This is a genomic window from Leucobacter luti (genome assembly GCF_050310065.1).
GTDB classification, from domain to species: Bacteria; Actinomycetota; Actinomycetes; order Actinomycetales; family Microbacteriaceae; genus Leucobacter; species Leucobacter luti_B.
This window is the reverse complement of the sequence record NZ_CP190007.1, coordinates 300,497-322,250: the sequence shown is the minus strand read 5'-3', so window position 1 is coordinate 322,250 and position 21,754 is coordinate 300,497. Positions and strand designations below refer to the sequence as shown.

Annotated in this window: 16 protein-coding genes; 10 read left to right on the top strand and 6 right to left on the bottom strand. The window is 71.9% G+C overall.

Features of this window, described 5'->3' with window-relative positions; translation table 11 throughout:
- Window positions 1-6: 6 nt before the first annotated feature.
- From ACOPJ3_RS01445 to ACOPJ3_RS01435, 3 genes are all read left to right on the top strand, one after another.
- Window positions 7-1,158 carry a thiamine pyrophosphate-dependent enzyme gene (locus ACOPJ3_RS01445; protein ID WP_427871247.1) on the top strand — a complete coding sequence of 384 codons (1,152 nt, stop codon included), beginning with the start codon at window positions 7-9 and terminating at the stop codon, window positions 1,156-1,158.
- The gene (locus ACOPJ3_RS01440) at window positions 1,155-2,249 is read left to right on the top strand and encodes an alpha-ketoacid dehydrogenase subunit beta (protein ID WP_427870055.1); all 1,095 of its coding nucleotides are present in this window, start codon (window positions 1,155-1,157) and stop codon (window positions 2,247-2,249) included. Before ACOPJ3_RS01445 ends, ACOPJ3_RS01440 begins: the two co-directional genes overlap by 4 nt.
- Before the next feature lie 79 nt (window positions 2,250-2,328).
- Window positions 2,329-3,741: a dihydrolipoamide acetyltransferase family protein gene (locus ACOPJ3_RS01435; protein ID WP_427870054.1), complete on the top strand. Its 1,413-nt coding sequence runs from the start codon at window positions 2,329-2,331 to the stop codon at window positions 3,739-3,741.
- Window positions 3,742-4,332: 591 nt separating this feature from the next.
- Here ACOPJ3_RS01435 and ACOPJ3_RS01430 read toward each other — a convergent pair.
- The 3 genes from ACOPJ3_RS01430 to ACOPJ3_RS01420 all read right to left on the bottom strand — a co-directional run bounded on the left by ACOPJ3_RS01430 (window position 4,333) and on the right by ACOPJ3_RS01420 (window position 8,047).
- Window positions 4,333-5,385, bottom strand: coding sequence for a cation diffusion facilitator family transporter (locus tag ACOPJ3_RS01430; RefSeq protein WP_427870053.1), 1,053 nt, complete (start codon window positions 5,383-5,385; stop codon window positions 4,333-4,335).
- 104 nt (window positions 5,386-5,489) lie between these two features.
- A complete protein-coding gene (locus ACOPJ3_RS01425; protein WP_427870052.1) occupies window positions 5,490-7,814 on the bottom strand; it encodes a heavy metal translocating P-type ATPase in 2,325 nt (774 codons plus the stop codon).
- Window positions 7,815-7,822: 8 nt separating this feature from the next.
- Complete coding sequence (locus ACOPJ3_RS01420) at window positions 7,823-8,047, bottom strand: heavy-metal-associated domain-containing protein (protein ID WP_427870051.1); 225 nt, start codon at window positions 8,045-8,047, stop codon at window positions 7,823-7,825.
- Window positions 8,048-8,218: 171 nt separating this feature from the next.
- Between ACOPJ3_RS01420 and ACOPJ3_RS01415 the strand changes: the two genes are divergently transcribed.
- Together ACOPJ3_RS01415 and ACOPJ3_RS01410 are read left to right on the top strand one after the other, a co-directional pair.
- Window positions 8,219-9,460: a glycosyltransferase gene (locus tag ACOPJ3_RS01415; protein WP_427870050.1), complete on the top strand. Its 1,242-nt coding sequence runs from the start codon at window positions 8,219-8,221 to the stop codon at window positions 9,458-9,460.
- Complete coding sequence (locus ACOPJ3_RS01410) at window positions 9,457-9,678, top strand: hypothetical protein (protein ID WP_427870049.1); 222 nt, start codon at window positions 9,457-9,459, stop codon at window positions 9,676-9,678. Before ACOPJ3_RS01415 ends, ACOPJ3_RS01410 begins: the two co-directional genes overlap by 4 nt.
- 14 nt (window positions 9,679-9,692) lie before the next feature.
- On the opposite strand, the gene ACOPJ3_RS01405 is transcribed toward ACOPJ3_RS01410, so the two are convergent.
- From ACOPJ3_RS01405 to ACOPJ3_RS01395, 3 genes are all read right to left on the bottom strand, one after another.
- On the bottom strand, window positions 9,693-11,327 hold the full coding sequence (locus tag ACOPJ3_RS01405; RefSeq protein WP_427870048.1) for a LuxR C-terminal-related transcriptional regulator: 1,635 nt from the start codon (window positions 11,325-11,327) through the stop codon (window positions 9,693-9,695).
- Window positions 11,328-11,834: 507 nt separating this feature from the next.
- Window positions 11,835-13,511 (bottom strand): LuxR C-terminal-related transcriptional regulator, encoded by a 1,677-nt coding sequence (locus ACOPJ3_RS01400; RefSeq protein WP_427870047.1) that lies wholly within the window; start codon window positions 13,509-13,511, stop codon window positions 11,835-11,837.
- A gap of 732 nt (window positions 13,512-14,243) precedes the next feature.
- Entirely contained in the window at window positions 14,244-15,002 is a 759-nt protein-coding gene (locus tag ACOPJ3_RS01395; protein WP_427870046.1) for a GntR family transcriptional regulator, read from the bottom strand.
- A gap of 170 nt (window positions 15,003-15,172) precedes the next feature.
- Between ACOPJ3_RS01395 and iolC the strand changes: the two genes are divergently transcribed.
- From iolC to iolD, 5 genes are all read left to right on the top strand, one after another.
- Window positions 15,173-16,129 carry a 5-dehydro-2-deoxygluconokinase gene (gene iolC, locus ACOPJ3_RS01390; RefSeq protein WP_427870045.1) on the top strand — a complete coding sequence of 319 codons (957 nt, stop codon included), beginning with the start codon at window positions 15,173-15,175 and terminating at the stop codon, window positions 16,127-16,129.
- Window position 16,130: 1 nt separating this feature from the next.
- Window positions 16,131-17,015, top strand: coding sequence for a class I fructose-bisphosphate aldolase (locus tag ACOPJ3_RS01385; RefSeq protein WP_427870044.1), 885 nt, complete (start codon window positions 16,131-16,133; stop codon window positions 17,013-17,015).
- A gap of 69 nt (window positions 17,016-17,084) precedes the next feature.
- The gene (locus ACOPJ3_RS01380; RefSeq protein ID WP_427870043.1) at window positions 17,085-18,599 is read left to right on the top strand and encodes a CoA-acylating methylmalonate-semialdehyde dehydrogenase; all 1,515 of its coding nucleotides are present in this window, start codon (window positions 17,085-17,087) and stop codon (window positions 18,597-18,599) included.
- Window positions 18,600-18,655: 56 nt separating this feature from the next.
- Window positions 18,656-19,633: a 5-deoxy-glucuronate isomerase gene (gene iolB / locus ACOPJ3_RS01375; RefSeq protein ID WP_427870042.1), complete on the top strand. Its 978-nt coding sequence runs from the start codon at window positions 18,656-18,658 to the stop codon at window positions 19,631-19,633.
- Window positions 19,630-21,555: a 3D-(3,5/4)-trihydroxycyclohexane-1,2-dione acylhydrolase (decyclizing) gene (gene iolD, locus ACOPJ3_RS01370; protein WP_427870041.1), complete on the top strand. Its 1,926-nt coding sequence runs from the start codon at window positions 19,630-19,632 to the stop codon at window positions 21,553-21,555. Before iolB ends, iolD begins: the two co-directional genes overlap by 4 nt.
- Window positions 21,556-21,754: the final 199 nt, after the last annotated feature.

Genomic DNA, 21,754 nt, shown 5'->3' with positions numbered 1-21,754 from the left:
TACGGGATGACGGATCCCGAACCCATCCGCTTCCTCGACGAGGAGGGCAACTACGCCCCCTCGGAGTCGGCCGCCGCGTTCGCGGACGAGCTCGCCGGGATCGGCGTCGAGGAGTTCAAGACCTGGTACCGCGACATGGTCGAGACCAGGGCTTTCGACACCGAGTGCACGCATCTGCAGCGGCAGGGGCAGCTCGCGCTGTGGGTGCCGAGCGTCGGCCAGGAGGGCTGCCAGGTCGGGCTCGCGCGCGCGGCCGAGCCGCAGGACACGATCTTCCCCGCCTATCGTGAGCACGCGGTCGCGAAGATCCGCGGCGTGCCGCTCGTGAAGGTCGCGGCGCTCTTCCGCGGCCTGACGCACGGCGGCTGGGACGTCACCGACCCCGCCAACGGCAACTTCCGCCTCTACACGCTCGTGCTCGGCGCGCAGACGCAGCACGCGACCGGCTACGCGCTCGGCCAGCTGCTCGACGCGAAGGCGCGCGCCGCAGATACCGCGCTCGACCCGGGCGAGGACGGCACCGCAACGGGCGAGGCCACGATGGTCTTCTACGGCGACGGCACCACGAGCCAGGGCGACGCGAACGAGTCGATGGTGTTCGCGGCGAGCTACCAGACCCCCGAGGTCTTCGTCGTGCAGAACAACCGCTGGGCCATCTCGGTTCCGGTGACGCGCCAGTCGCGCACGCCGCTGTATCGCCGCGCCCTCGGATTCGGGATCCGGAGCGTGCAGATCGACGGCAACGACCCGCTCGCGGCCTACGCCGTCGGGCGCCGCTTCCTGCGGCACGCCCGCTCGGGCGAGGGGCCCGGCTACATCGAGGCGCTCACCTACCGGATCGGCGCCCACACGACGAGCGACGACCCGACGCGCTACCGCGAGCACGGCGAGCTCGAGGACTGGCAGCTGAGGGACCCGATCGCGCGGCTCGAGGCGCACCTGCGCTCGCTCGGCGTCGACGACGCGTTCTTCGCCGAGACCGCGGAGACGGCCGACCGCGAGGCGAAGCGGATCCGGGACGAGATCCTCACGCTCCCGGTGCCCGAGCCGGACTCGATGTTCGCGAACGTCTACTCCGAGGACCATCCGCGCATCGAGGAGCAGCGCGCGTGGCTCGCGCACTACGAGGCTTCGTTTGAGGGGGGTGCTGGCGCATGAGCGAACAGCTGACGGCAGAGGCCGAGGCGGCGGAGGCCGCGGCGGCGGCAGAGGGATCCGGATCCGGATCCGAAGCGGGGTCCGGATCCGGACCCGCAGTCCCGCTCCTCACGGAGCGCACGACCCTCCCGCTCGCCCGCGCGATCAACGAGGGGCTCCGGGCCGCGATGGCGGCGGACCCGAAGGTACTCCTGATGGGGGAGGACATCGGCCCGCTCGGCGGCGTCTTCCGCGTGACCGACAAGCTGCAGGCCGACTTCGGCTCGGCGCGCGTGCTCGACACCCCGCTCGCCGAGGCCGGCATCGTGGGCAGCGCGATCGGGCTCGCCATGCGCGGGTACCGCCCCGTCTGCGAGATCCAGTTCGACGGCTTCATCTTCCCCGGCTTCAACCAGATCGTGACGCAGCTCGCGAAGATCACGAACCGGCACGACGGGGCAGTCCCGATGCCCGTCGTGATCAGGGTGCCCTACGGCGGACACATCGGCGCGGTCGAGCACCACCAGGAGAGCCCCGAGGCGTACTTCGCCCACACCCCCGGCCTCCGGGTGGTCGCGCCCTCGACCGCGAACGACGCCTACTGGATGATCCAGCAGGCGATCCAGTCGGACGACCCCGTGCTGTTCTTCGAGCCCAAGGCCAAGTACTGGCAGAAGGGCGAGGTGGATCCGGCGGCGCCCTCGGCCGAGCTGCACCGCACCCGGATCGCGCGCGCCGGCACCGACTGCACCGTTGTCGGCTACGGCGCGATGGTGACGACCCTGCTGCAGGCAGCCGAGGTCGCCGACTCCGAGGGCACGAGCATCGAGGTCGTCGACCTCCGCAGCGTCTCGCCCATCGACTACGGCCCGCTGCTCGACTCCGTGCGCCGCACGGGGCGCCTCGTCGTCGCGCAGGAGGCGCAGAGCGGGGCGAGCGTGGGCGGCGAGATCGCGGCCTACGTCGCCGAGCACGCCTTCTACTCGCTGCAGGCGCCCGTGCTGCGGGTCGCAGGCTACGATGTTCCCTTCCCGCCCGCCCGCCTCGAGGGCCTCTATCTGCCGGACGCCGACCGCGTGCTCGAGGCCGTCGACCGGACCATGCACTACTGACCAGATTCTTGATGCGATCCGGTATTTTGAGCCTTCCGGCGCAGCATTGAACCCCGCAAAGAGCAGCTAAGGAGCAGCGATGAGCGAGATGACCTTCCCCCTTCCCGACGTCGGCGAGGGGCTCACCGAGGCCGAGATCGTCGCCTGGCACGTCGCCCCGGGCGACGACGTGGCCCTCAACCAGGTGATCTGCGAGATCGAGACGGCGAAGTCGCTCGTCGAGCTGCCCTCGCCGTTCACGGGGCGCGTCACCGAGCTGCTCGCGGAGGTCGGCCAGACGGTTCCCGTCGGCGAGCCGATCCTGCGGGTGAGCGCGGGGGTTGATGCTGCGGACGGATCGGGATCGGGATCGGGATCCGGATCCGGGTCTGCCGGGTCTGCCGGTTTCGCCGGTTCCGCCGGTGGGGCGCACGCCGCGCCTGCCGGCGCCGCCCGCGGGGAGTCCGAGGAGACGCGCGACGGCGTCGCTGACGCCGCCGCGAGCGTCGAGCACGAGGACGAGGCCGGCGCCGGCGCCGTGCTCGTCGGCTACGGCACGGGCGGCACGGTGAAGTCGCGCCGCCGCCGCGGCGGCGAGCCGCTGCTCGCGGGGGCTGCGGCGCCCGCGGCGGCGATCCCCGTCGCTGACGCCGCTCCGGTGATCGCGAAACCCCCGATCCGGAAGCTGGCGAAGGATCTCGGCGTTGACTTGGCCGAGGTTTCGGGCACGGGCATCGCGGGCGAGGTGCTGCGCGACGACGTGGTGCGGCAGGCGTCGCAGGCGAAGATCTTCCGCAACATCGAGACGCCGGAGCGCTCCGCGCTGCGCGAGGAGCGCATCCCGCTGAAGGGCATGCGCAAGCAGATCGCAAAGGCGATGGTCGAGAGCGCGTTCGAGGCTCCGCACGTGAGCGTCTTCACCGAGGTCGACGCGACGCGCACGATGGAGTTCGTGAAGCGCCTGAAGACCTCGACCGACTTCGCGGGCGTGAAGGTCTCGCCGCTGCTCATCTTCGCGAAGGCGATGCTCTGGGCGATCCGCCGAAACCCCCAGGTCAACGCGACATTCACGGAGACGGAGATCATCCGCCACAACTTCGTGAACCTCGGCATCGCCGCCGCGACGCCGCGCGGACTCATCGTGCCGAACATCAAGGAGGCGCAGGAGCTCAGCCTCCTCGACCTCGCGCGCTCGATCGAGCAGCTCACGATCACGGCCCGCGACGGCCGCACCCCGCCCGCCGACATGGCGAACGGCACGATCACGATCACGAACATCGGCGTGTTCGGCATGGACTTCGGCACCCCGATCCTGAACCCGGGGGAGTGCGCGATCATGGCCATGGGCACGATCAGGGAAAAGCCCTGGGTCGTCGACGGCGAGGTGCGCCCCCGCATGGTGACGACGGTGGGCGGCTCGTTCGACCACCGCATCGTCGACGGCGACGTGGTGTCGCGCTTCGTGGCGGACGTCGCCTCGGTGCTCGAGGAGCCCGCGCTGCTGCTCGACTAGGGGTGGAGTTGGTGGGCGCGCTCGCGCGCCTTCCCGCGTCTTCCACGCGCCTTCCCGCGTGCCGAGTGGGCCGTAAGGCCCCATTCGCGCGGTCGAGTGGGCCGTAAGGCCCCTTTCGCGGGCCTGAATGGGGCCTTACGGCCGACTCGGCGAGTTGGTGGGGCTGCTTGGCGGGGTTGCGCGGTGCCCGGGCCTTACGGCCGGGCGCCCGGGTGCTCAGGTGCTCAGATGCTCGGGTGTGCGGGCCGAGTGGGCCCAAAGGCCCCTTTCGCGGGGTCGAGTGGGCCGTAAGGCCCCTTTCGCGGGCCTGAATGGGGCCTTACGGCCGACTCGGCGAGTTGGTGGGGCTGCTTGGCGGGGTTGCGCGGTGCCCGGGCCTTACGGCCGTGCGCCCGGGTGCTCAGGTGCTCAGGTGCTCGGGTGTGCGGGCCGAGTGGGCCCAAAGGCCCCATTCGCGGGGTCGAGTGGGCCGTAAGGCCCCTTTCGCGGGGCTGAATGGGGCCTTACGGCCGACTCGGCGGGACACGCGGCGGTGCGGCGGTGCGGCCCGCGCTACGGCGCGCCCCCGGCCGCCGCGCGGGCCGCGCCGCGCTACGGGTGGATGTGCGCGCCCGCGGCGCGGTGCGAGGCGGGCTCGAGCTGGAGCGTCACGTGCTCCGTGTCGAAGTGCTCGTGCAGGCAGGCGCGGAGCTCGTCGAGGATCGCGTGGTAGCCGCGGCCGCTCCAGGCCTCGTCCGCGACCGTGACGTGGGCGGAGAACGCCGGGACGCCCGAGGTGATGGTCCAGGCGTGCACGTCGTGGACCTCCGAGACGCCGGGCACGGCGAGCATGTGGGCGCGCGCCTCCTCCACGTCGAGGTGCTTGGGGGAGGCCTCGAGGAGCACGTCGATGACGTCCCTGAGCAGGCTATATGCCCGAGGGGCGATGAGGAGGGCGATGAGGATCGAGGCGATCTGGTCGACCGCGGTCCAGCCCGTGAACATGATGATGAGGCCCGCCGCGATGACCGCGAGGGAGCCGAGGAGGTCACCGAGCACCTCGAGGTAGGCGCCGCGCACGTTGAGGCTCTCCTTCTGGCCGGAGCGCAGGATGAGGAGGGAGGCGAGGTTCGCGAGCGCGCCGATCACGGCCGCGATCAGCATAGGGCCGGAGTGCACCTCGACCTCCGTGCCGAAGCGCAGGATCGCCTGCACAAAGATGACGACGGCGATCACGCCCAGCACGATGCCGTTCACGAGTGCGGCGAGCACCTCGACGCGGAGGTATCCGAAGGTGCGGCGAGAGGTCGCGGGGAGCCCCGCGATGAGGCTCGCGATGAGCGCGATCCCGACACCGGTCGCGTCGGTGAGCATGTGGCCGGAGTCCGCGAGCAGGGAGAGGGAGCCCGAGATGAAGGCACCCACGAGCTGGATGACGAAGACGCCGAGCGTGATCCCGAGCACGAGGATGAGCTTGCGGCGGTGCCTCCCGGTCGCCGTCGCGGGGCCCGGATCGCCGAGGCCGTGATCGTGTGAGTGGGAGTGCCCGTGCGAGTGCCCGCCGCCTCGACCGCCAGCATCGTCGGCCGGGCGGGCGGGATGGCCCTCGCTGAACTCGTCGTCGCAGGCGCCTGGTCCCTGCGGCGGCCGCACATCCATACTCATGCTGAGGAGCTCCAATCGTTCCACGTGAAACAGACCGGGCAGTCCGAGTTCATGCCCTCGCCCCCACCCTCAACCATCCTCCAAAGAGGTGGGCGGCGCAAGCGTCAGCGCGCAACGCTCCGGAAGCCGCGCAGGCGCAGGCTGTTGCCCACGACGAAGACGCTCGAGAACGCCATCGCCGCGCCCGCGATCATCGGGTTCAGGAGGCCGAGAGCCGCGAGCGGGATCGCCGCGACGTTGTACGCGAACGCCCAGAACAGGTTGCCCTTGATCGTCGCGAGCGTGCGGCGCGAGAGCCGGATCGCGTCGACCGCACTCCGCAGGTCGCCGCGCACGAGGGTGATGTCGGCGGCCTCGATCGCCGCGTCGGTGCCCGTGCCCATCGCGAGCCCGAGGTCGGCCTGCGCGAGCGCCGCGGCGTCGTTGACGCCGTCGCCGACCATCGCGACGACCTTCCCCTCGGCCTGCAGGCCCCGGATCACGTCGACCTTGTCGCCGGGGAGCACCCCGGCGTGCACGCGCGCGATCCCGACCTCTCCGGCGACCTGCTCGGCCACGGCGCGATTGTCGCCGGTGAGCAGGATCGGCTCGAGGCCGAGCCCGCGCAGGCCCCGGATCGCCTCGGCGCTCGTCGGCTTCACGGTGTCGGCGACGGCGAGCACGCCGCGGGCGGCGCCGCCCCACGCGACGAGCACGGCGGTGCGACCCTCCTGCTCGAGCCGCTCGAACTCCGAGCTCAGCTCGGGGTCCGGTGCCACGGCCCAGTCGGCGAGGAGCGCCGGGCGCCCCACGAGCACGGTCTCGCCTGCGACGACGCCGGTCACGCCGCGGCCCGGCTCATTGCGGAACGACTCGACCGCGGGGAGGGAAGCGCCGGATCCGGATCCGGATTCGGCACCGTCCTGGCCGGCACCGCCCTGCTCGGCCCCGAGCCCCAGCGAACGCCCCAGCTCTCGCTCCGCCCCGCGAGCGATCGCCTGCGCGATCGGGTGCTCCGACGCCGATTCCGCGGCGCCCGCGAGCCGAAGCAGCTCGGCGCGATCCTGATCCCGGGCCGGAACGACGGCCGCGAGCGACATCTGGCCGCTCGTCACCGTGCCCGTCTTGTCGAGCACGACCGTGTCGACGCGGCGGGTCGACTCGAGCACCTCCGGGCCCTTGATCAGGATCCCGAGCTGCGCGCCGCGGCCCGTGCCCACGAGGAGCGCGGTCGGCGTCGCGAGGCCGAGGGCGCAGGGGCACGCGATGATGAGCACGGCGACGGCGGCCGTGAACGCCGCGGCTGGCGAGTTGCCGAGCACGAGCCAGGTCACGAGCGTCGCGATGGCGATCACGATCACGACCGGGACAAAGACGCCGGAGACCCGGTCGGCGAGGCGCTGCACTTCAGCCTTGCCCGACTGCGCGTCCTCCACCATCTTCGCCATGTGGGCGAGCTGCGTGTCGGCGCCGACGCGCGTCGCGCGCACCGTGATCCGGCCGCTCGTCGAGACGGTGCCGCCCGTCACCTGGGCGCCGACCGTCGCCTCGACGGGCACGGACTCGCCCGTGAGCATGGCGGCGTCGATCGCGGTCGCGCCCTCGACGATGACGCCGTCGGTCGCGATCTTCTCACCCGGTCGCACGACGAATTCGTCGCCCACGGCGAGCTCCTCGACGGGCACGCGGGTCTCACGGCCGTCGCGCAGCACCGCCACGTCCTTCGCGCCGAGGGCGAGGAGCGCGCGCAGCGCCGAGCCGGCCCGCCGCTTGGAGCGCTTCTCGAAGTAGCGGCCCGCGAGCAGGAACATCGTGACGCCCGCCGCGACCTCGAGGTAGATGTTGCCCGCGCCGTCGTGCGGGTGGATCGTGAGCTCGAAGGCGTGCGTCATCCCCTTCTCGCCCGCGGTGCCGAGGAAAAGGGCGTAGAGCGACCACAGGAAGGCGGCGGAGGTGCCGACCGACACGAGCGTGTCCATTGTGGCCGCGCCGTGGCGCAGGTTGATCCAGGCCGCGCGGTGGAACGGCCACGCGCCCCACACGATCACGGGGGCGGTGAGCGCGAGCGCGGCCCACTGCCAGTAGTCGAACTGCAGGGCGGGCACCATCGAGATGACGATCACGGGGACCGCGAGCACGATCGAGCCGATGAGTCGCTGGCGGAGCGAGACGAGCTCGGGGTCCAGGGCGTCGGTGTCTTCGGAGTCGGTGTTGGATCCGGCGGCTGCCGGCGGCGGGGGGAGCTCGGCCGTGTAGCCGGTCTTCTCGACCTCGGCGATGAGGAGCTGCGGGTCCATGCCCGCGGGCGCCTCGACCCGCGCCTTCTCGGTGGCATAGTTGACGCTCGCCTCGACGCCGTCGAGGCGGTTGAGCTTCTTTTCGATGCGGTTCGCGCAGGATGCGCAGGTCATGCCACCGATCGAGAGCTCGTAGCTGGTTGCGTTCGGCATCGTGGCACCTAGCGCTTCGTCGCGGCGTAGCCCGCCTCGTCGACGGCGGCGACGATCGCCTCGTCCGCGACGGCGGCGCCCTCCGCGGTCTCGACGCGCAGGATCCCCGTCGCCGAGCTGACGTCGACGCCGGTGACGCCGTCGATCTCGCCCACCTCGGCCCGGATCGCGCGCTCGCAGTGGCCGCAGCTCATGCCTGTGACCTGGTACTCGGTGATGGTCGCCGTGCTCATGGTTCCTCCCGGTTGCTCGGGGCGCGGTGCGTCCTGCGCCCAGTATATACCCCCTAGGGGTATCAATACCAGGACAACGGCGACCACTGTCGCGGTATTCCCGCGGAACGGAAACGCGCCTTCCTGCGAGCTCACCAGGGGGAAGGCGCGCACTGCATATACCCTCGGAACATGACTTCCGCTGGGCTCGATATCGGTTTCGTGATGCTGCACACGTCACCGCTCGACGTGCCAGGCACGAAGGATGCCGGGGGGATGAACGTCGTCGTCAAGGCGCAGGCCGAGGCCCTCGCTCGGGCCGGGCACCGCGTGCGGATCTTCACCCGCAGGAGCTCCGAAGAGCCGGCGGAGCGCGTCGGCCTCGCCCCGAACCTCGAGGTCGTGCACCTGGCCGCGGGGCCGGCGCGCCTCCTCGCGAAGGGGGACCACGAGGGCGTCGTCGCCGAGTTCGCGGAGGCGCTCGCCGCGGAGATCGCTCGGGATCCCGCGCAGCTCCTGCACGCCGAGCACTGGTTCTCCGGGATCGCGGCGCTGCCGGCGGCGGAGTCGGCCGGCATCCCACTCGTCGTGAGCTTCCACTCGATCGCGGCGGACGAGGACTCGCCGCTCGGCGATGGCGAGCGGCCGGAGTCGCCCGGGCGCCGCGCCGGGGAACGCCTGATCGCGCAAGCCGCCGACCTGGTGATCGCCGTCAGCGAGGCCGAGCGCCTGACGATCCTCGACCGGCTCGGCGGCGATCCGGCACGGGTGTGCGTCGTGCCGCTCGGCGTCGACACGAAGCTCTTCCGGCCGTGCGAGACCCGCGAGTGCGACGAGCGGCGCGACTGGTTCGCCCATGGCGGGCGCCCCGAGGTGCTCGTCGTCGGCAGGCTTCACCCGCTCAAGGGCTTCGACCTCGCGATCGAGGCGGTCGCGGCGATCCCGAGCGAGCGGCGCCCCGTACTCCGGATCGTGGGCTCACCGCCACCCGACGGCGACGACTACGTGGAGGGCCTGCACGACGCGATCGCGCGGCACCGCATGATCACGACGGTCGCGTTCGAGGGCGCCCTCAGGCGGGGCGAGCTCGCGAAGCGCTTCCAGGAGTCGACGCTCGTGCTCGTGCCCTCGCACTCGGAGACGTTCGGGCTCGTCGCGCTCGAGGCCGCGGCAACGGGAGTGCCCGTGGTCGCGCGGAACGCCGGCGGGCTGCGCGAGGCAGTCGTCGACGGCGAGACGGGGATCCTCGTCTCTGGCGACGACCCGGCGGCGTGGGCCGCCGCGATCGAGCGACTGCTGCAGGATCCGGAGCTCGCGGAGCGCATGGGCGCCGCGGCGAGGCAGCACGCGCTCGCGATGAGCTGGGAGGCCTCGGCCGCGTGCCTCGAGGACGCATACCGGGCAGTGTTGACGCAGCGGATGGCGCCCGCATGAGAATTCGGGAACAGGAATTCTTCGACGGTTCGTCGTCGCGCTACGACCCGAGCGCCGCCGAGGAGACGATCGCGGAGCTCGACGCGCAGTATGCGGCGGGAGACATCGACGCCCGCGCCTACTTCGAGAAGAAGCAGTCGCTCGTGCGGCTCTTCCTGAAGGCGACGACCCAGCCGCGGCGGCGCCGCCCGCGCGAGGAGAACTACTCGGGGGAGTGACTACGGCGGAGTGGCTACTCGCCGGTGCGAGGCGCCTCGGGGAGCCCGAGCTGGGTCGCGAACACGATGAGCTCCTCGCGTCCGCCGAGCGAGAGTTTGCGGTAGATGCTGCGGGTCTGCGTCTTCACCGTGTTGATCGACACGAACTGCGAGGTAGCGATCTCCTGCGGCGAGGCGCCGGCGGCAATGAGGTCGAACACGACGCGCTCACGGCTCGTCAGTTTCGAGAGCCGGTGCGGTTGCTCGATGAGGCCGCGGGTGTGCGGCCCGTACACGCCCGCGAATCCCGCCTCGATCAGGCAGTCACGGACGGCCGCGAAGTCTTCCGGCGGGAGCAGCATGAGCGGCAACCGCAAGCCGTTCGCCGTCGCAAGGTGGCCGATGCGGCGGGGGAGCGAGCGACCCGGCGACCTGCTCGGGATCCGGATCCGCGCGGCGAGCTCGATCGCGAGCGCCTCGAGCTCGAACCGGACGGGGGGCGGGCCGTCGGCGAGGTGGGGGAGTCGCTGCGCCTGCTGGAGCGCGTCGAGCGGCTTGTCCAGGGCGAGCAGCGCCCTGGCGAGCGCGACGCAGGCGACGGCGCCCTGCGCACCGTCTCGCTTGAGTGTCGCGACAGCCGTTCCCGGGGCGCCCTGAGCGGTCTCGAGCAGGGCCCTGATCGGCGCGAGGGCGGCGCGCGCCCGTGGTGAGCGGCCCTCCCTGCCGCGGTACGCCACGGTCTGCTCGAGCTCGGAGAGGGCCTCGGGGCCGCGGCCTGCCGCGACGCCGATGAGCGCGGCGACGCCCGCGATGGTGATCCAGTCCTCGATCGTGCGGGGATCGTGGTCCATGAGATCGAGATGCCGCGTCGCGAGCCCGGGATCCTCCCTCTCGAGCGCCGCGATCGCCTCGGCAAGCCGATACCACGTACCCGAGTACCCTCGGGTGACCTGTTCGGACCACGGCCCCGTGCGCGCGAATTCGAGGTAGTCGCCCGCGACCGCGAGCTCGCCGTCGAGGGCGTGGATGCCGCACAGCATTGCGAGATTGCCGAAGCCCTCGTCAGGGTCGTCGAGGTTGACCGCCGACAGCCCCTCTTCGAACAGCGCGAGCGCCTCGGCGGTGTCGCCTGCGGCGTTGACGGAGCGTCCCGCCTGGCAGAACAGGAGCGCCGTTCCGCCGACCTCGGCGAGCTGGGACGCGTCGAGCTGACGCAGCTGCTCGGCGGCGACGGCGGCGGTCTTCCGGGCGCGGGAGTGCGGGCCGACCACCCGGCAGGCGACCGCGTCGCCCGTGTGCACGAGGGCGCGATCGATCGGGTCCATCGCGTCGCCGAGGGCGCGCGCCGTGCGCACGGCCTGCAGGAAGTACCGCACGGCGTGCGCCCGCCGGAAGCGCGAGGGCAGGGTAGCGATGGCCTGCAGGAGCAGGATCAGGGGATACGTGCTGCGCTGCCGCTGGTCGATGTCGAGCAGCCTGCGCCGGAGCGACTCGATGTCGCCGCGCAGCAGAGTGCTCCAGGAGCGGCGGACGTAGCGGTTCGCCGCGGCAGCGTCGCCGGCGTCGATAATGCGCCCCAGCTCGTCGAGCGCGCGAATGGCGCGCGGATCCGGCCGCTCATCGGGCCTGTGCTGCCATGGATCACCGGACGTCGCTGACCGATCGAACACGAACTTCCCCTCGTCCCCTCGCCGGGGCCCCTTCCCCGGCGCGCTGCGCTGCCCCCATCGTATCGGCGACCGGGCGCCATCAGCGGTTTCTGCGCGAACGACCGCCCCGCGACGCCCGTCAGCGAACGGCCGACGCGGGCCGATTCGGCGGGTTTTTCACCTTGCGGTTCACCCCGGGGCCGCCCCGGCCGGGCGTAGCGCCGTGGTGCTCCAACAAAATCGCAGATCAAGGCCATGTTTTGGGGCGAAGTGCCGACTTCGGGCGCGGCGTGCGCGCGCGCGAGGCCAGCGCAGGCGGCAGCCCCTGCGTGCCGCGGGGTCGGGGGCCCGCCCGCGGCCGGAAGCCGCGGGGTAGCGTCTGAGGTGGGGCCCAGGACCTCGGGCGGGGAAACTCGGTGGTCCAAGTGCGCGGGTCGGCGATGACGGCATGGGGGATGCCTGCCGGCCCGCGCCCGGGGAACCGAGGACTTGGGCCCCGCACCCCGCTCCGGCCAGCGCGCGCCAGGGCTAGGCCTGAGCCTGAGCCTGATCCTGCTCCTGCTCCGGCGCGGCCACGCGCGATTCGGCCCCAGTGGCGTGCAGCACGCCCATGCGCGCCGCAAGCGCGACGACCTGTCCTCTGGAGGTCACCGAGAGCTTCCGGTAGATGCTCTGGATCTGCGTCTTGACCGTGTTGATCGACACGAACTGGGTCGCGGCGATCTGCGCCGGAGTGCGGCCCGCCGCGATGAGGTCGAACACGGCGCGCTCGCGATGCGTGAGGTGCGCGAGGCTGTGTGCCCGCTCGAGCAGGGCGGTGCCGCCTGCGGAGAAGAGGTCGCCGAAGCCGCGCTCCGTCAGCGTCTCGCGCACGGCGTCGAAGTCCGCCTGCGGCAGGAGGGCGAGCGGCATCCGGAGCCCCGTCTCGCGGGCGAGCCCGCCGAGCTTCCTCACGAGGGTCACGCAGGGGGCCATTCCCGGGATCCGGATCCGGGCCGCGGTCTCGAGCACCGCGGCTTCGAGCCGCAGCCGGACCGTGCTGTTGCCGTCGACGCTCTGGTGTTGCAGGTGCACGAGTGCCTCGGCAGGCCGGTCGAGGCAGAGTTCCGCGCGGGCGAGCCCGATCGCGCGCTGCGCGCTCGGCGCGGCGTCCCGGAGCAGGATTGAGGTCGCCCGGCCCGGGTTGCCCTGCGCGGTCTCGAGGAGCGCGCGGATCGGCGCGAGGCGGTTGACGGCCTGCGCGTTCCGGCCCTCCCGGCCGCGCTGCATGATGGTCCGCTCGAGCGCGGCGATCGCCTCGGGGGCTTTGCGCTCGTGAAGCCCGACGAGGGCCTCGGCGGAGGCAATCGCGATCCAGTCCTCGGTCGTGCGGCGGTCGTTCTCGAGCAGCGCGAGGTGGCGGGCCGCCCCCGCCGGGTCACCCTCCTCGAGCGCCATGATCGCCTCGGCGATGCGATAGAACACGCCTGGGTAGCGCCGCGTCTCGCGCTCGGCCCACAGCCCCGAGCGCACGAGTTCGACGTACTCCTCCGCGAGCACGAGCTCACCCTGCACGGCGAGCAGGCCGGCGAGCATGGACACGTTGCCCAGCCCGTCGAACTCGTGCTCGAGCTCAGCGAGGGCGAGGCCCTCCTCGAAGAGCGCCAGCGCGCCAGTCGCGTTGCCGCTGTCGTGCAGCGACTTACCCACCTGCAGGAAGAGGAGCGGGGCGCCGTCGATGGCCGCCAGCTGGTGCTCGTCGAGCCGCCGCAGGTGCGATGCCGCGCGCTCGGCGCTGCTGCGGGCGCGCGCGTGCGGGCCAATAATCCGGCACGCCACGGCCTCGCCGACACGCACGAGCGCGGTGTCGAGTGGGTCCGGCTCGCCCTCACGCGCGGTCGTGGCCCGCGATGCGAGCAGGAAGTACCGCGCGGCCTTTGCCCTGCGGATCCGCGAGGGGAGGGTCACGATCGCCTGAAGCATCGGGATCAGGGGGTAGTTCGCGCGCTGCTCGGCGTCGATGCGGCCGAGCGTCGCGCGCAGCCGCTCGAGGTCGGTGCGCAGCAGCGAGCTCCAGCTGCGGCGCACGAAGCGGTTCACGGCGGCGATATCGCCGCCGTCAACGAGCGAGGTCAGGCGCTCGAGGGAGCGGAGGTCTGCGGTCTCTGCCTCGGCCTCGAGTCGATGGCGCCACGGATCCCCTGGCGGTGCGGACGGTGCGAACACGGATACCCCTTGGACTTGCGCGTCGGGCGTCTCCCCGCGTCCGCCGCGCAATGGTGCTTGGGTCCGCCACCCCTGATCCCCGGCGGACCACAACATCGTAGGCCGATTCCCTGCCCCCTGCTCACAGCCGGGCCGCTGCGTGGCCCGCTCGTACCGAGCTGCGATCCCCGGCGGGCCGAAACCAGCGATTCTTGGGCCCACCTGGTGTTTTTCACCTCGGAAATCACCTCGGCCGGATCCGGCGCGAGGAACGCGGATTAAGTCGGGTAAAACTCCTGATCAACGCACGTTACGGGGGGAGGCGCTGGCGCCGTGTGGGTGCGGCGGCCGCGCCGGGCGCCCGCCTCGTACCCGGTGTGGGGTCCCGCGTCTGGAATGGTGCTGTCGGGGAATGTAACGTCTGCTGGGAACACCGCACCACCAGCACCAGACTCCTCGCGGCGGCAACCCAGCGCTACCGCGAGGCCGAGGGGATCCGGCCGCTTTCACACGTGATGGAATCCCTCATCACGGGCCCCCGCTGCTCGGGATCGCACGCTCCGCCCCATCCCCCCACCCAGGAGCGTGCGACCCGAGCGGCCGGGGGCCCGACCCCCGCGCCGCGCAGCGCCCAGCCGCGCCCAGCAGTGCCCCAGCAGCGCTCGCTCCGAAATCTGCGCTCGCTCGCACGAATCCGGCCGAAAAGGACTGAGCGAGCGCAGTTTGCGGCGGGAGCGCCGCCCGGTTCGAGCCCTACCGCGCGACGAGCGTCGTCTCGAAGGAGTAGAGGTCGGGCCGGTAGCAGTGGTGGCCGGCCTCGATCACGCGGCCGCCCTGGTCGAAGGCGACGCGCGTCATGGTGAGCACGGGGCTGCCCTTCGGCAGGTCGAGCAGCTCGGGCTCGTCGTCGTGGGCGCGCCGCGCGCCGATCGTCTGGTTCGCGATCTTGATCGTGACGCCGCGTGCGCGCAGGATCTCGTAGAGCCCCTGCCGTTCGAGGTCTGCCGCCGTGATGTCGGCGAATTGCGGCGGGAGCAGGTTCTCGAGCACCGCCATCGGGGTGCCGTCCGCGCTCCGCAGGCGCCGGATCCGCGTGATCTCCGTGCCGAGCTCGACGTGCAGCTGCTGCGCCGCCTCCTCGTCGGCCGGGATCGTCTCGACCGAGAGCACGCGCGTGGTCGGCTGGTGCCCGCCGCGCGTGAGGTCTTCGTGCAGGCTCGTGAGCTCGACGGGGCGGCTCACCCTGGCCTGCACGACCTGGGTGCCGATCCCGCGCCTGCGCACGAGCAGACCCTTGTCGACGAGCTCCTGGATCGCGCGCCGGATCGTGGGGCGTGAGAGCCCGAGGCGCTCGCCGATCGCGATCTCGTTCTCGAGGCGCGCGCCCGCGGGGATCGCGCCCTCGCGGATCGCCTGCTCGAGCCGGCTCGAGATCTGGAAGTAGAGGGGGACAGGGCCGGTGCGGTCCAGGTCGGCGAATAGCCCCTCGGGCCAGACGGGTTCGGTGGACATACGGCACTCCTCGGCGCTTCGTTGACGCGTGCGCCCAGCTCGCAGCGCCCATGTTACGACAATCGTACCCGCCCGGCGGGCGGATCAGGTACTCAGAGGGTGACTTCGTGCTATTGTTAGGACAAATGCAGTGGCGCATCGCCGCTGAGGGATCGGAAGGCGGCGTGCGAATGGCGGAACAGCGGCATCCTGATGACGTTCTCGTGATGGGGCGGCTCGGCGTCGACGTCTACCCGCTGCAGGACGGCGTGGGCCTCGAAGACGTGACGAGCTTCGGGAAGTACCTCGGCGGCAGCGCCGCGAACGTCTCCGTCGCCGCGGCCCGCTACGGGCACCGGAGCGCGCTCATCTCCCGGGTTGGGGACGACCCCTTCGGCCGCTACCTGCTGCGCGAGCTCGAGCGCCTCGGCGTCGACCACCGCGACGTCAAGACGGACGGGCGCTACGCGACGCCGGTCACCTTCTGCGAGATCTTCCCGCCCGACGACTTCCCGCTCTACTTCTACCGCGAGCCCAAGGCGCCCGACCTCGAGATCGCGCCGGAGGACCTGGATCCCGCGGCGATCGAGGCCGCGCGGATCCTGTGGCTCACGGTCACGGGGCTGAGCCAGGAGCCGAGCCGGGCCGCCCACCACGCGGCCCTCGCCGCGCGCGGCCGCCGTACGCACACGATCCTGGATCTCGACTACCGGCCCATGTTCTGGCCGGATCCGGCCGAGGCGACCGAGCAGGTCGGCCTGGCGCTCGAGCACGTCACGGTCGCCGTCGGCAACCGCGAGGAGTGCGAGGTCGCCGTCGGCGAGACGGAGCCGGATCGCGCCGCCGACGCCCTGCTCGAGCGCGGGATCGAGCTCGCGATCGTGAAGCAGGGCCCGAAGGGCGTGCTCGCGAAGACCGCGGAGGAGCGCGTCGAGGTGCCGCCGCACTTCGTCGACGTCGTCAACGGGCTCGGCGCCGGCGACGCCTTCGGCGGCGCGCTGTGCCACGGCCTGCTCGAGGGCTGGGGGCTGGAGCGGATCCTCCGCTTCGCGAACGTGGCGGGCGCGATCGTCGCGACCCGCAGGGAGTGCTCGACCGCGATGCCAGACGCGGCCGAGGTCGATGCGGTGCTCGCGAAGGGGGCCTGACATGGGAATCGACTTCGAGCGGCTGCGCGAACTGCGCGCGGCTGATCCGGCCGGCATCGGGAGGGCGTTCGCCGAGCGCACGCGCCGGGACGTGATCCGGGGCGACGGCAGGCTCTTCATCGTGGCCGCCGATCACCCGGCGCGCGGCGCGATCGCCGTCGGATCCGACCGCACCGCGATGGCGAACCGCTACGAGCTCATCGAGCGGCTCGCGCTCGCGCTCTCGCGGCCCGGCGTCGACGGCGTGCTCGGCACCCCAGACATCATCGACGACCTCGCGGGCCTTGGCCTGCTCGACGACAAGATCGTCGTCGGCTCGATGAACCGCGGCGGGCTCCGCGGCGCGAGCTTCGAGATGGACGACCGCTACACCGCCTACGACGTCGACTCGATGGTGCGGCACGGCATCGACTTCGCAAAGACCCTGATCCGCGTGGATCTCGACGACGCGGGCACGGCCCCGACGCTCGAGGCGACCGCCCGCGCCGTCGACCAGGCCGCGGCCGCGGGCCTCCCGATCATGCTCGAGCCCTTCATCAGCGGCCGCGTCGACGGCAAGGTCGTGAACGACCTCTCGGCCGACGCCGTGATCCTCTCGACGGCGATCGCCTCCGGCCTCGGCAACTCGAGCGCGTACACCTGGATGAAACTCCCGGTCGTGCCCGAGATGGAGCGCGTCATGGAGGCGACGACGATGCCGACGCTGCTGCTCGGCGGCGACACGGGCGCCGCGGCGGACGAGACCTTCGCGGCGTGGGAGGGGGCGCTCGCGCTTCCCGGCGTCCGCGGCCTCACGGTCGGTCGCACGCTGCTCTACCCGCGCGACGGCGACGTCGAGGGCGCGGTCGACACGGCCGCGCGGCTCGTCCACCGCGACCTCGCCTGAGAGCGCGCGGAGCCGCGCGGCGCAGAATCACCAGTACACCGACCACCTCGAGCGAGGAGCACACCGCAGATGAGCACGACTGACACCCCCACGATCCCGCACTGGATCGACGGCGCGCGCCGCGAGTCGACGAGCGGCCGCACGGCCCCCGTCTACAACCCCGCGACGGGCGAAGTGCGCGCGAACGTCGCGCTCGCCGACGAGGCCGAGATCGCGGAGGCGATCGCCTCCGCGAAGCGCGGCTTCGAGGTGTGGAGCGAGTTCTCGATGGCGAAGCGCCAGACCGTGCTCTTCGCGTTCCGCGAGCTGCTGAACGCCCGCAAGGGCGAGCTCGCCGAGATCATCACGGCCGAGCACGGCAAGGTCGTCTCCGACGCGATGGGCGAGATCCTGCGCGGCCAGGAGGTCGTGGAGCTCGCGACGGGCTTCCCGCACCTCATGAAGGGCGCCTACTCGGAGAACGCGTCGACGGGCATCGACGTCTACTCGCTCAAGCAGCCGATCGGCGTCGCCGGCATCATCTCGCCCTTCAACTTCCCCGCGATGGTGCCGATGTGGTTCTTCCCCATCGCGATCGCGGCGGGCAACGCGGTCATCGTGAAGCCCTCGGAGAAGGATCCCTCCGCAGCGCTCTGGCTCGCCGAGCTGTGGCGGGAGGCGGGCCTCCCCGACGGCGTCTTCACGGTGCTGAACGGCGACAAGCTCGCGGTCGACGGCCTCCTCACCTCGCCCGACGTCGCCTCCATCTCGTTCGTGGGATCCACGCCCATCGCGCAGTACATCTACGAGACCGCGGCGAAGCACGGCAAGCGGGTGCAGGCGCTCGGCGGCGCGAAGAACCACATGCTCGTGCTCCCGGACGCCGACCTGGATCTCGTGGCGGATCAGGCGATCAACGCGGGCTATGGCGCCGCGGGCGAGCGCTGCATGGCGATCTCCGTCGTGCTCGCGGTCGAGCCCGTCGCCGACGAGCTCATCGCGAAGGTGACCGAGCGCATCGCGAAGCTGAACATCGGCAACGGCGCAGCAAGCCCCGAGCCCGATCTCGGCCCGCTCATCACCGGCGCCCACCGCGACAAGGTCTCCGGCTACGTCGACATCGCGGAGGCCGACGGCGGCAAGATCGTGGTCGACGGCCGCGGCTTCCAGGTCGAGGGTCACGAGGACGGCTTCTTCTTCGGCCCGACCCTCATCGACAGCGTGCCGACGAGCTCGCGCGCCTACACCGAGGAGATCTTCGGACCCGTGCTCGAGGTGATCCGCGTGCAGACCTTCCAGGAGGGCGTCGACCTCATCAACTCGGGCGCCTTCGGCAACGGCACCGCGATCTTCACGAACGACGGCGGGGCGGCCCGCCGCTTCCAGCACGAGATCCAGGTCGGCATGATCGGCATCAACGTGCCGATCCCGGTGCCCGTCGCCTACCACTCCTTCGGCGGCTGGAAGGCCTCGCTCTTCGGCGACACGAAGGCCTACGGCGTGCACGGCTTCGACTTCTTCACGCGCGAGAAGGCGATCACGAGCCGCTGGCTCGATCCCGCGACGCACGGCGGCATCAACCTCGGCTTCCCGCAGAACGACTAGCGGTGCGGGTTCGGGTTCGGGTTTAGTTTCAGAATGACGGAGCAACGGAGGACGGCATGAGTGAGCAGGGGAGCGGCTGGTTCCACCGCCGCGGGGGACTCGCGGAGGACGGCTGGGAGACGGTCGTCGACGAGCGCGTCCCCGGCTGGGAGCACACGGGGCTCCGGGTCGCGCGACTCGCGGAGGGCGAGTCGATCGCGCTCGAGGGCACGGGCGTCGAGCGCCTCGTCGTGCCGCTCGCCGGCTCGTTCCGGGTGTCGCACGCGGAGGGCGGATCGGGATCGGGATCGGGATCCGGATCCGGATCCGGAACCGAGACCGTGACCGAGCTCGCGGGCCGCGCCTCGGTGTTCGACGGCCCGACCGACGTGCTCTACCTCTCGTCGCAGGCGACGGGCGTCGTGACCGCGACCTCGCCGGGTGAGAGCCGCTTCCTCGTCGCGACCTCGCCGACCGACATCGTGCGCCCCAGCCGCCACATGCCGGTCGACGAGGTGCCCGTCGAGCTCCGCGGCGCCGGAGCCTCGAGCCGCCAGGTGCACAACTTCGGCCGCAAGGAGGCGCTCGACGCGGCCCGCTTCATCGTCGTCGAGGTGATCACGCCGGCCGAGAACTGGTCGTCGTACCCGCCGCACAAGCACGACGAGGCGATCCCGGGCCACGAGTCCGAGCTCGAGGAGATCTACTACTTCGAGGTCGCACCCACGAGGGACGCGCCCGCGGGAGTGAGCGAGGAGCACGCCTTCGGCATGTTCAGCACCTACTCCTCCGCGGCGGGCGAGATCGCGATCGACTCGCAGGTGAAGACGGGCGACGTCGCGCTCGTGCCCCACGGCTACCACGGGCCCGCGGTCGCGGCGCCCGGCTACGACATGTACTACCTCAACGTGATGGCGGGCCCGGATCCGGAGCGGAGCTGGCTCATCAGCGACGACCCGGCGCACGGCTGGGTGCGCGAGACGTGGGAGGGCCAGGAGCTCGATGCGCGGCTGCCGTTCGGGCCGGCGGCGGGCGCGAAGGGAGACACGGAATGACCACCAGACGGATGACGGTGAGCCAGGCGCTCATCGAGTTCCTCGCGAATCAGTGGACCGTCGACGGCGACCACCGCGAGCGCACGATTCCCGGCGTGTTCGGGATCTTCGGCCACGGCAACGTCGCCGGCGTCGGGCAGGCGCTGAAACAGCTGAACGTGGAGCAGCCCGAGCTCATGCCCTACCACCAGGCCCGCAACGAGCAGGCGATGGTGCACCAGGCCGTCGGCTATGCGCGCATGCACCGGCGCCGCGGCACCTACGCCGCGGCCGCGTCCGTCGGACCGGGCGCGAGCAACATGCTCACGGGCGCGGCCCTCGCGACCACGAACCGGCTGCCCGCCCTGCTCCTGCCGAGCGACACCTTCGCGACCCGCGTCGCCGACCCCGTGCTGCAGCAGCTCGAGCAGCCCCACGACATCGGGCTCACCGTCAACGACGCGTTCCGCCCTGTGTCGAAGTTCTTCGACCGCGTGCAGCGGCCCGAGCAACTGTTCTCGATCGCCCTCGCCGCGATGCGCGTGCTCACCGACCCCGCCGAGACGGGCGCCGTCACGATCGCGCTGCCCGAGGACGTGCAGGCGGAGGCGCTCGACGTGCCGCTCGAGTTCCTCGCGCCGCGCGAGTGGCGGATCCGGCGCCCGCGGCCCGAGCGCGACGCGCTCGCCGCAGCGGTCGCGGCGCTTCGGGAGGCGAAGCGGCCGTTCATCGTCGCGGGCGGCGGCGTGCTCTACTCGAGCGCCGAGGAGGAGCTGCGCGCCTTCGCCGAGGCGACCGGGATCCCCGTCGGCACCTCGCAGGCCGGCGGCGGCGTGCTCGCCTGGGACCACCCGCTCAACCTCGGCGGCGTGGGCGCGACCGGCACGCTCGCCGCGAACCGGCTCGCGGCCGAGGCCGACCTCGTGATCGGGATCGGCACGCGCTACAGCGACTTCACAACCGCCTCGCGCACCGCGTTCCAGAACCCGGACGTGCGCTTCCTGAACATCAACGTCGCGTCGTTCGACGCGTACAAGCACGGCACGCAGATCCCCGTCGTCGCCGACGCGCGGGAGGCGCTCGTCGAGCTCGCCGACGCCGTCGCGGGGCTCCGCGTCGACGCGGAGTACGCCGAGCGCATCGCGCGCGAGAAGGCGGAGTGGGACGCGCTCGTCGACGGCGCCTTCGCGCCCTCGGGGCTCGCACTCCCCGGTCAGCCCGAGATTATCGGCGCGGTGCAGGGCGCATCGGCGCCGGAGGACGTGATCGTGCAGGCCGCCGGATCCCTGCCGGGCGACCTCCACAAGCTCTGGCGCGTGCGCGACCCGCTCGGCTACCACGTCGAGTACGCGTACTCGTGCATGGGCTACGAGATCGCGGGCGGGCTGGGCGCGAAGCGCGGCCTCCTCGCCGACGGCGACGACCGCGACGTGATCGTCATGGTCGGCGACGGCAGCTACCTCATGCTGAACAGCGAGCTCGTGACCGCGGTCGCGGAGGGCATCAAGCTCATCGTGATCCTGATCCAGAACCACGGCTACGCCTCGATCGGCCACCTCTCCGAGACCGTGGGCTCCGAGCGCTTCGGCACCTGGTACCGGGGCTACGACCCCGATGCCAGGAACTTCCAGAGCGGCGATCCGCTCCCCGTCGACCTCGCGATGAACGCCCGCAGCTACGGCATGGACGTCATCGAGGTCGCGCCGGGGGAGCGCGCGATCGACGAGCTGCGCGAGGCGGTCGCGGCCGCGAAGGCCTCGGATCGCGCGACGTTCATCCACATCAACAGCGACCCGCTCATCTACGCGCCGGACGGCGCCGGCTGGTGGGACGTGCCCGTGCCCGAGACCTCGACGCTCGAGTCGACGCAGCGCGCGCGGGCGGAGTACGAGGAGCAGGTCGCGGCGCAGCGGCCGCTGCTCGGGGAGCGCGCGGGGGAGTAGGGCGCGCCGGTCGGTGCTGCGCTCGACGCTGTGCTCGGCGCTGCGCTGCCCCTGCGCTCGTTCCGCATTCTGCAGTGCCTCGCACGAAATGGCACGGAATCTGCGGAACGAGCGCAGATTGCGGAGCGAGCGCGGGGCCGGCAGCGCGCAGAGGGGCGCAGAAGGGCGAAGGCGGCCGCGCACACGATACTCACCGGAA

Coding starts and splice junctions, on each gene's coding strand:
- ACOPJ3_RS01445 (WP_427871247.1), top strand. CDS start 7: ATGACGGATCCCGAACCCATCCGCTTCCTCGACGAGGAGGGCAACTAC.
- ACOPJ3_RS01440 (WP_427870055.1), top strand. CDS start 1,155: ATGAGCGAACAGCTGACGGCAGAGGCCGAGGCGGCGGAGGCCGCGGCG.
- ACOPJ3_RS01435 (WP_427870054.1), top strand. CDS start 2,329: ATGAGCGAGATGACCTTCCCCCTTCCCGACGTCGGCGAGGGGCTCACC.
- ACOPJ3_RS01430 (WP_427870053.1), bottom strand. CDS start 5,385: ATGAGTATGGATGTGCGGCCGCCGCAGGGACCAGGCGCCTGCGACGAC.
- ACOPJ3_RS01425 (WP_427870052.1), bottom strand. CDS start 7,814: ATGCCGAACGCAACCAGCTACGAGCTCTCGATCGGTGGCATGACCTGC.
- ACOPJ3_RS01420 (WP_427870051.1), bottom strand. CDS start 8,047: ATGAGCACGGCGACCATCACCGAGTACCAGGTCACAGGCATGAGCTGC.
- ACOPJ3_RS01415 (WP_427870050.1), top strand. CDS start 8,219: ATGACTTCCGCTGGGCTCGATATCGGTTTCGTGATGCTGCACACGTCA.
- ACOPJ3_RS01410 (WP_427870049.1), top strand. CDS start 9,457: ATGAGAATTCGGGAACAGGAATTCTTCGACGGTTCGTCGTCGCGCTAC.
- ACOPJ3_RS01395 (WP_427870046.1), bottom strand. CDS start 15,002: ATGTCCACCGAACCCGTCTGGCCCGAGGGGCTATTCGCCGACCTGGAC.
- iolC (WP_427870045.1), top strand. CDS start 15,173: ATGGCGGAACAGCGGCATCCTGATGACGTTCTCGTGATGGGGCGGCTC.
- ACOPJ3_RS01385 (WP_427870044.1), top strand. CDS start 16,131: ATGGGAATCGACTTCGAGCGGCTGCGCGAACTGCGCGCGGCTGATCCG.
- ACOPJ3_RS01380 (WP_427870043.1), top strand. CDS start 17,085: ATGAGCACGACTGACACCCCCACGATCCCGCACTGGATCGACGGCGCG.
- iolB (WP_427870042.1), top strand. CDS start 18,656: ATGAGTGAGCAGGGGAGCGGCTGGTTCCACCGCCGCGGGGGACTCGCG.
- iolD (WP_427870041.1), top strand. CDS start 19,630: ATGACCACCAGACGGATGACGGTGAGCCAGGCGCTCATCGAGTTCCTC.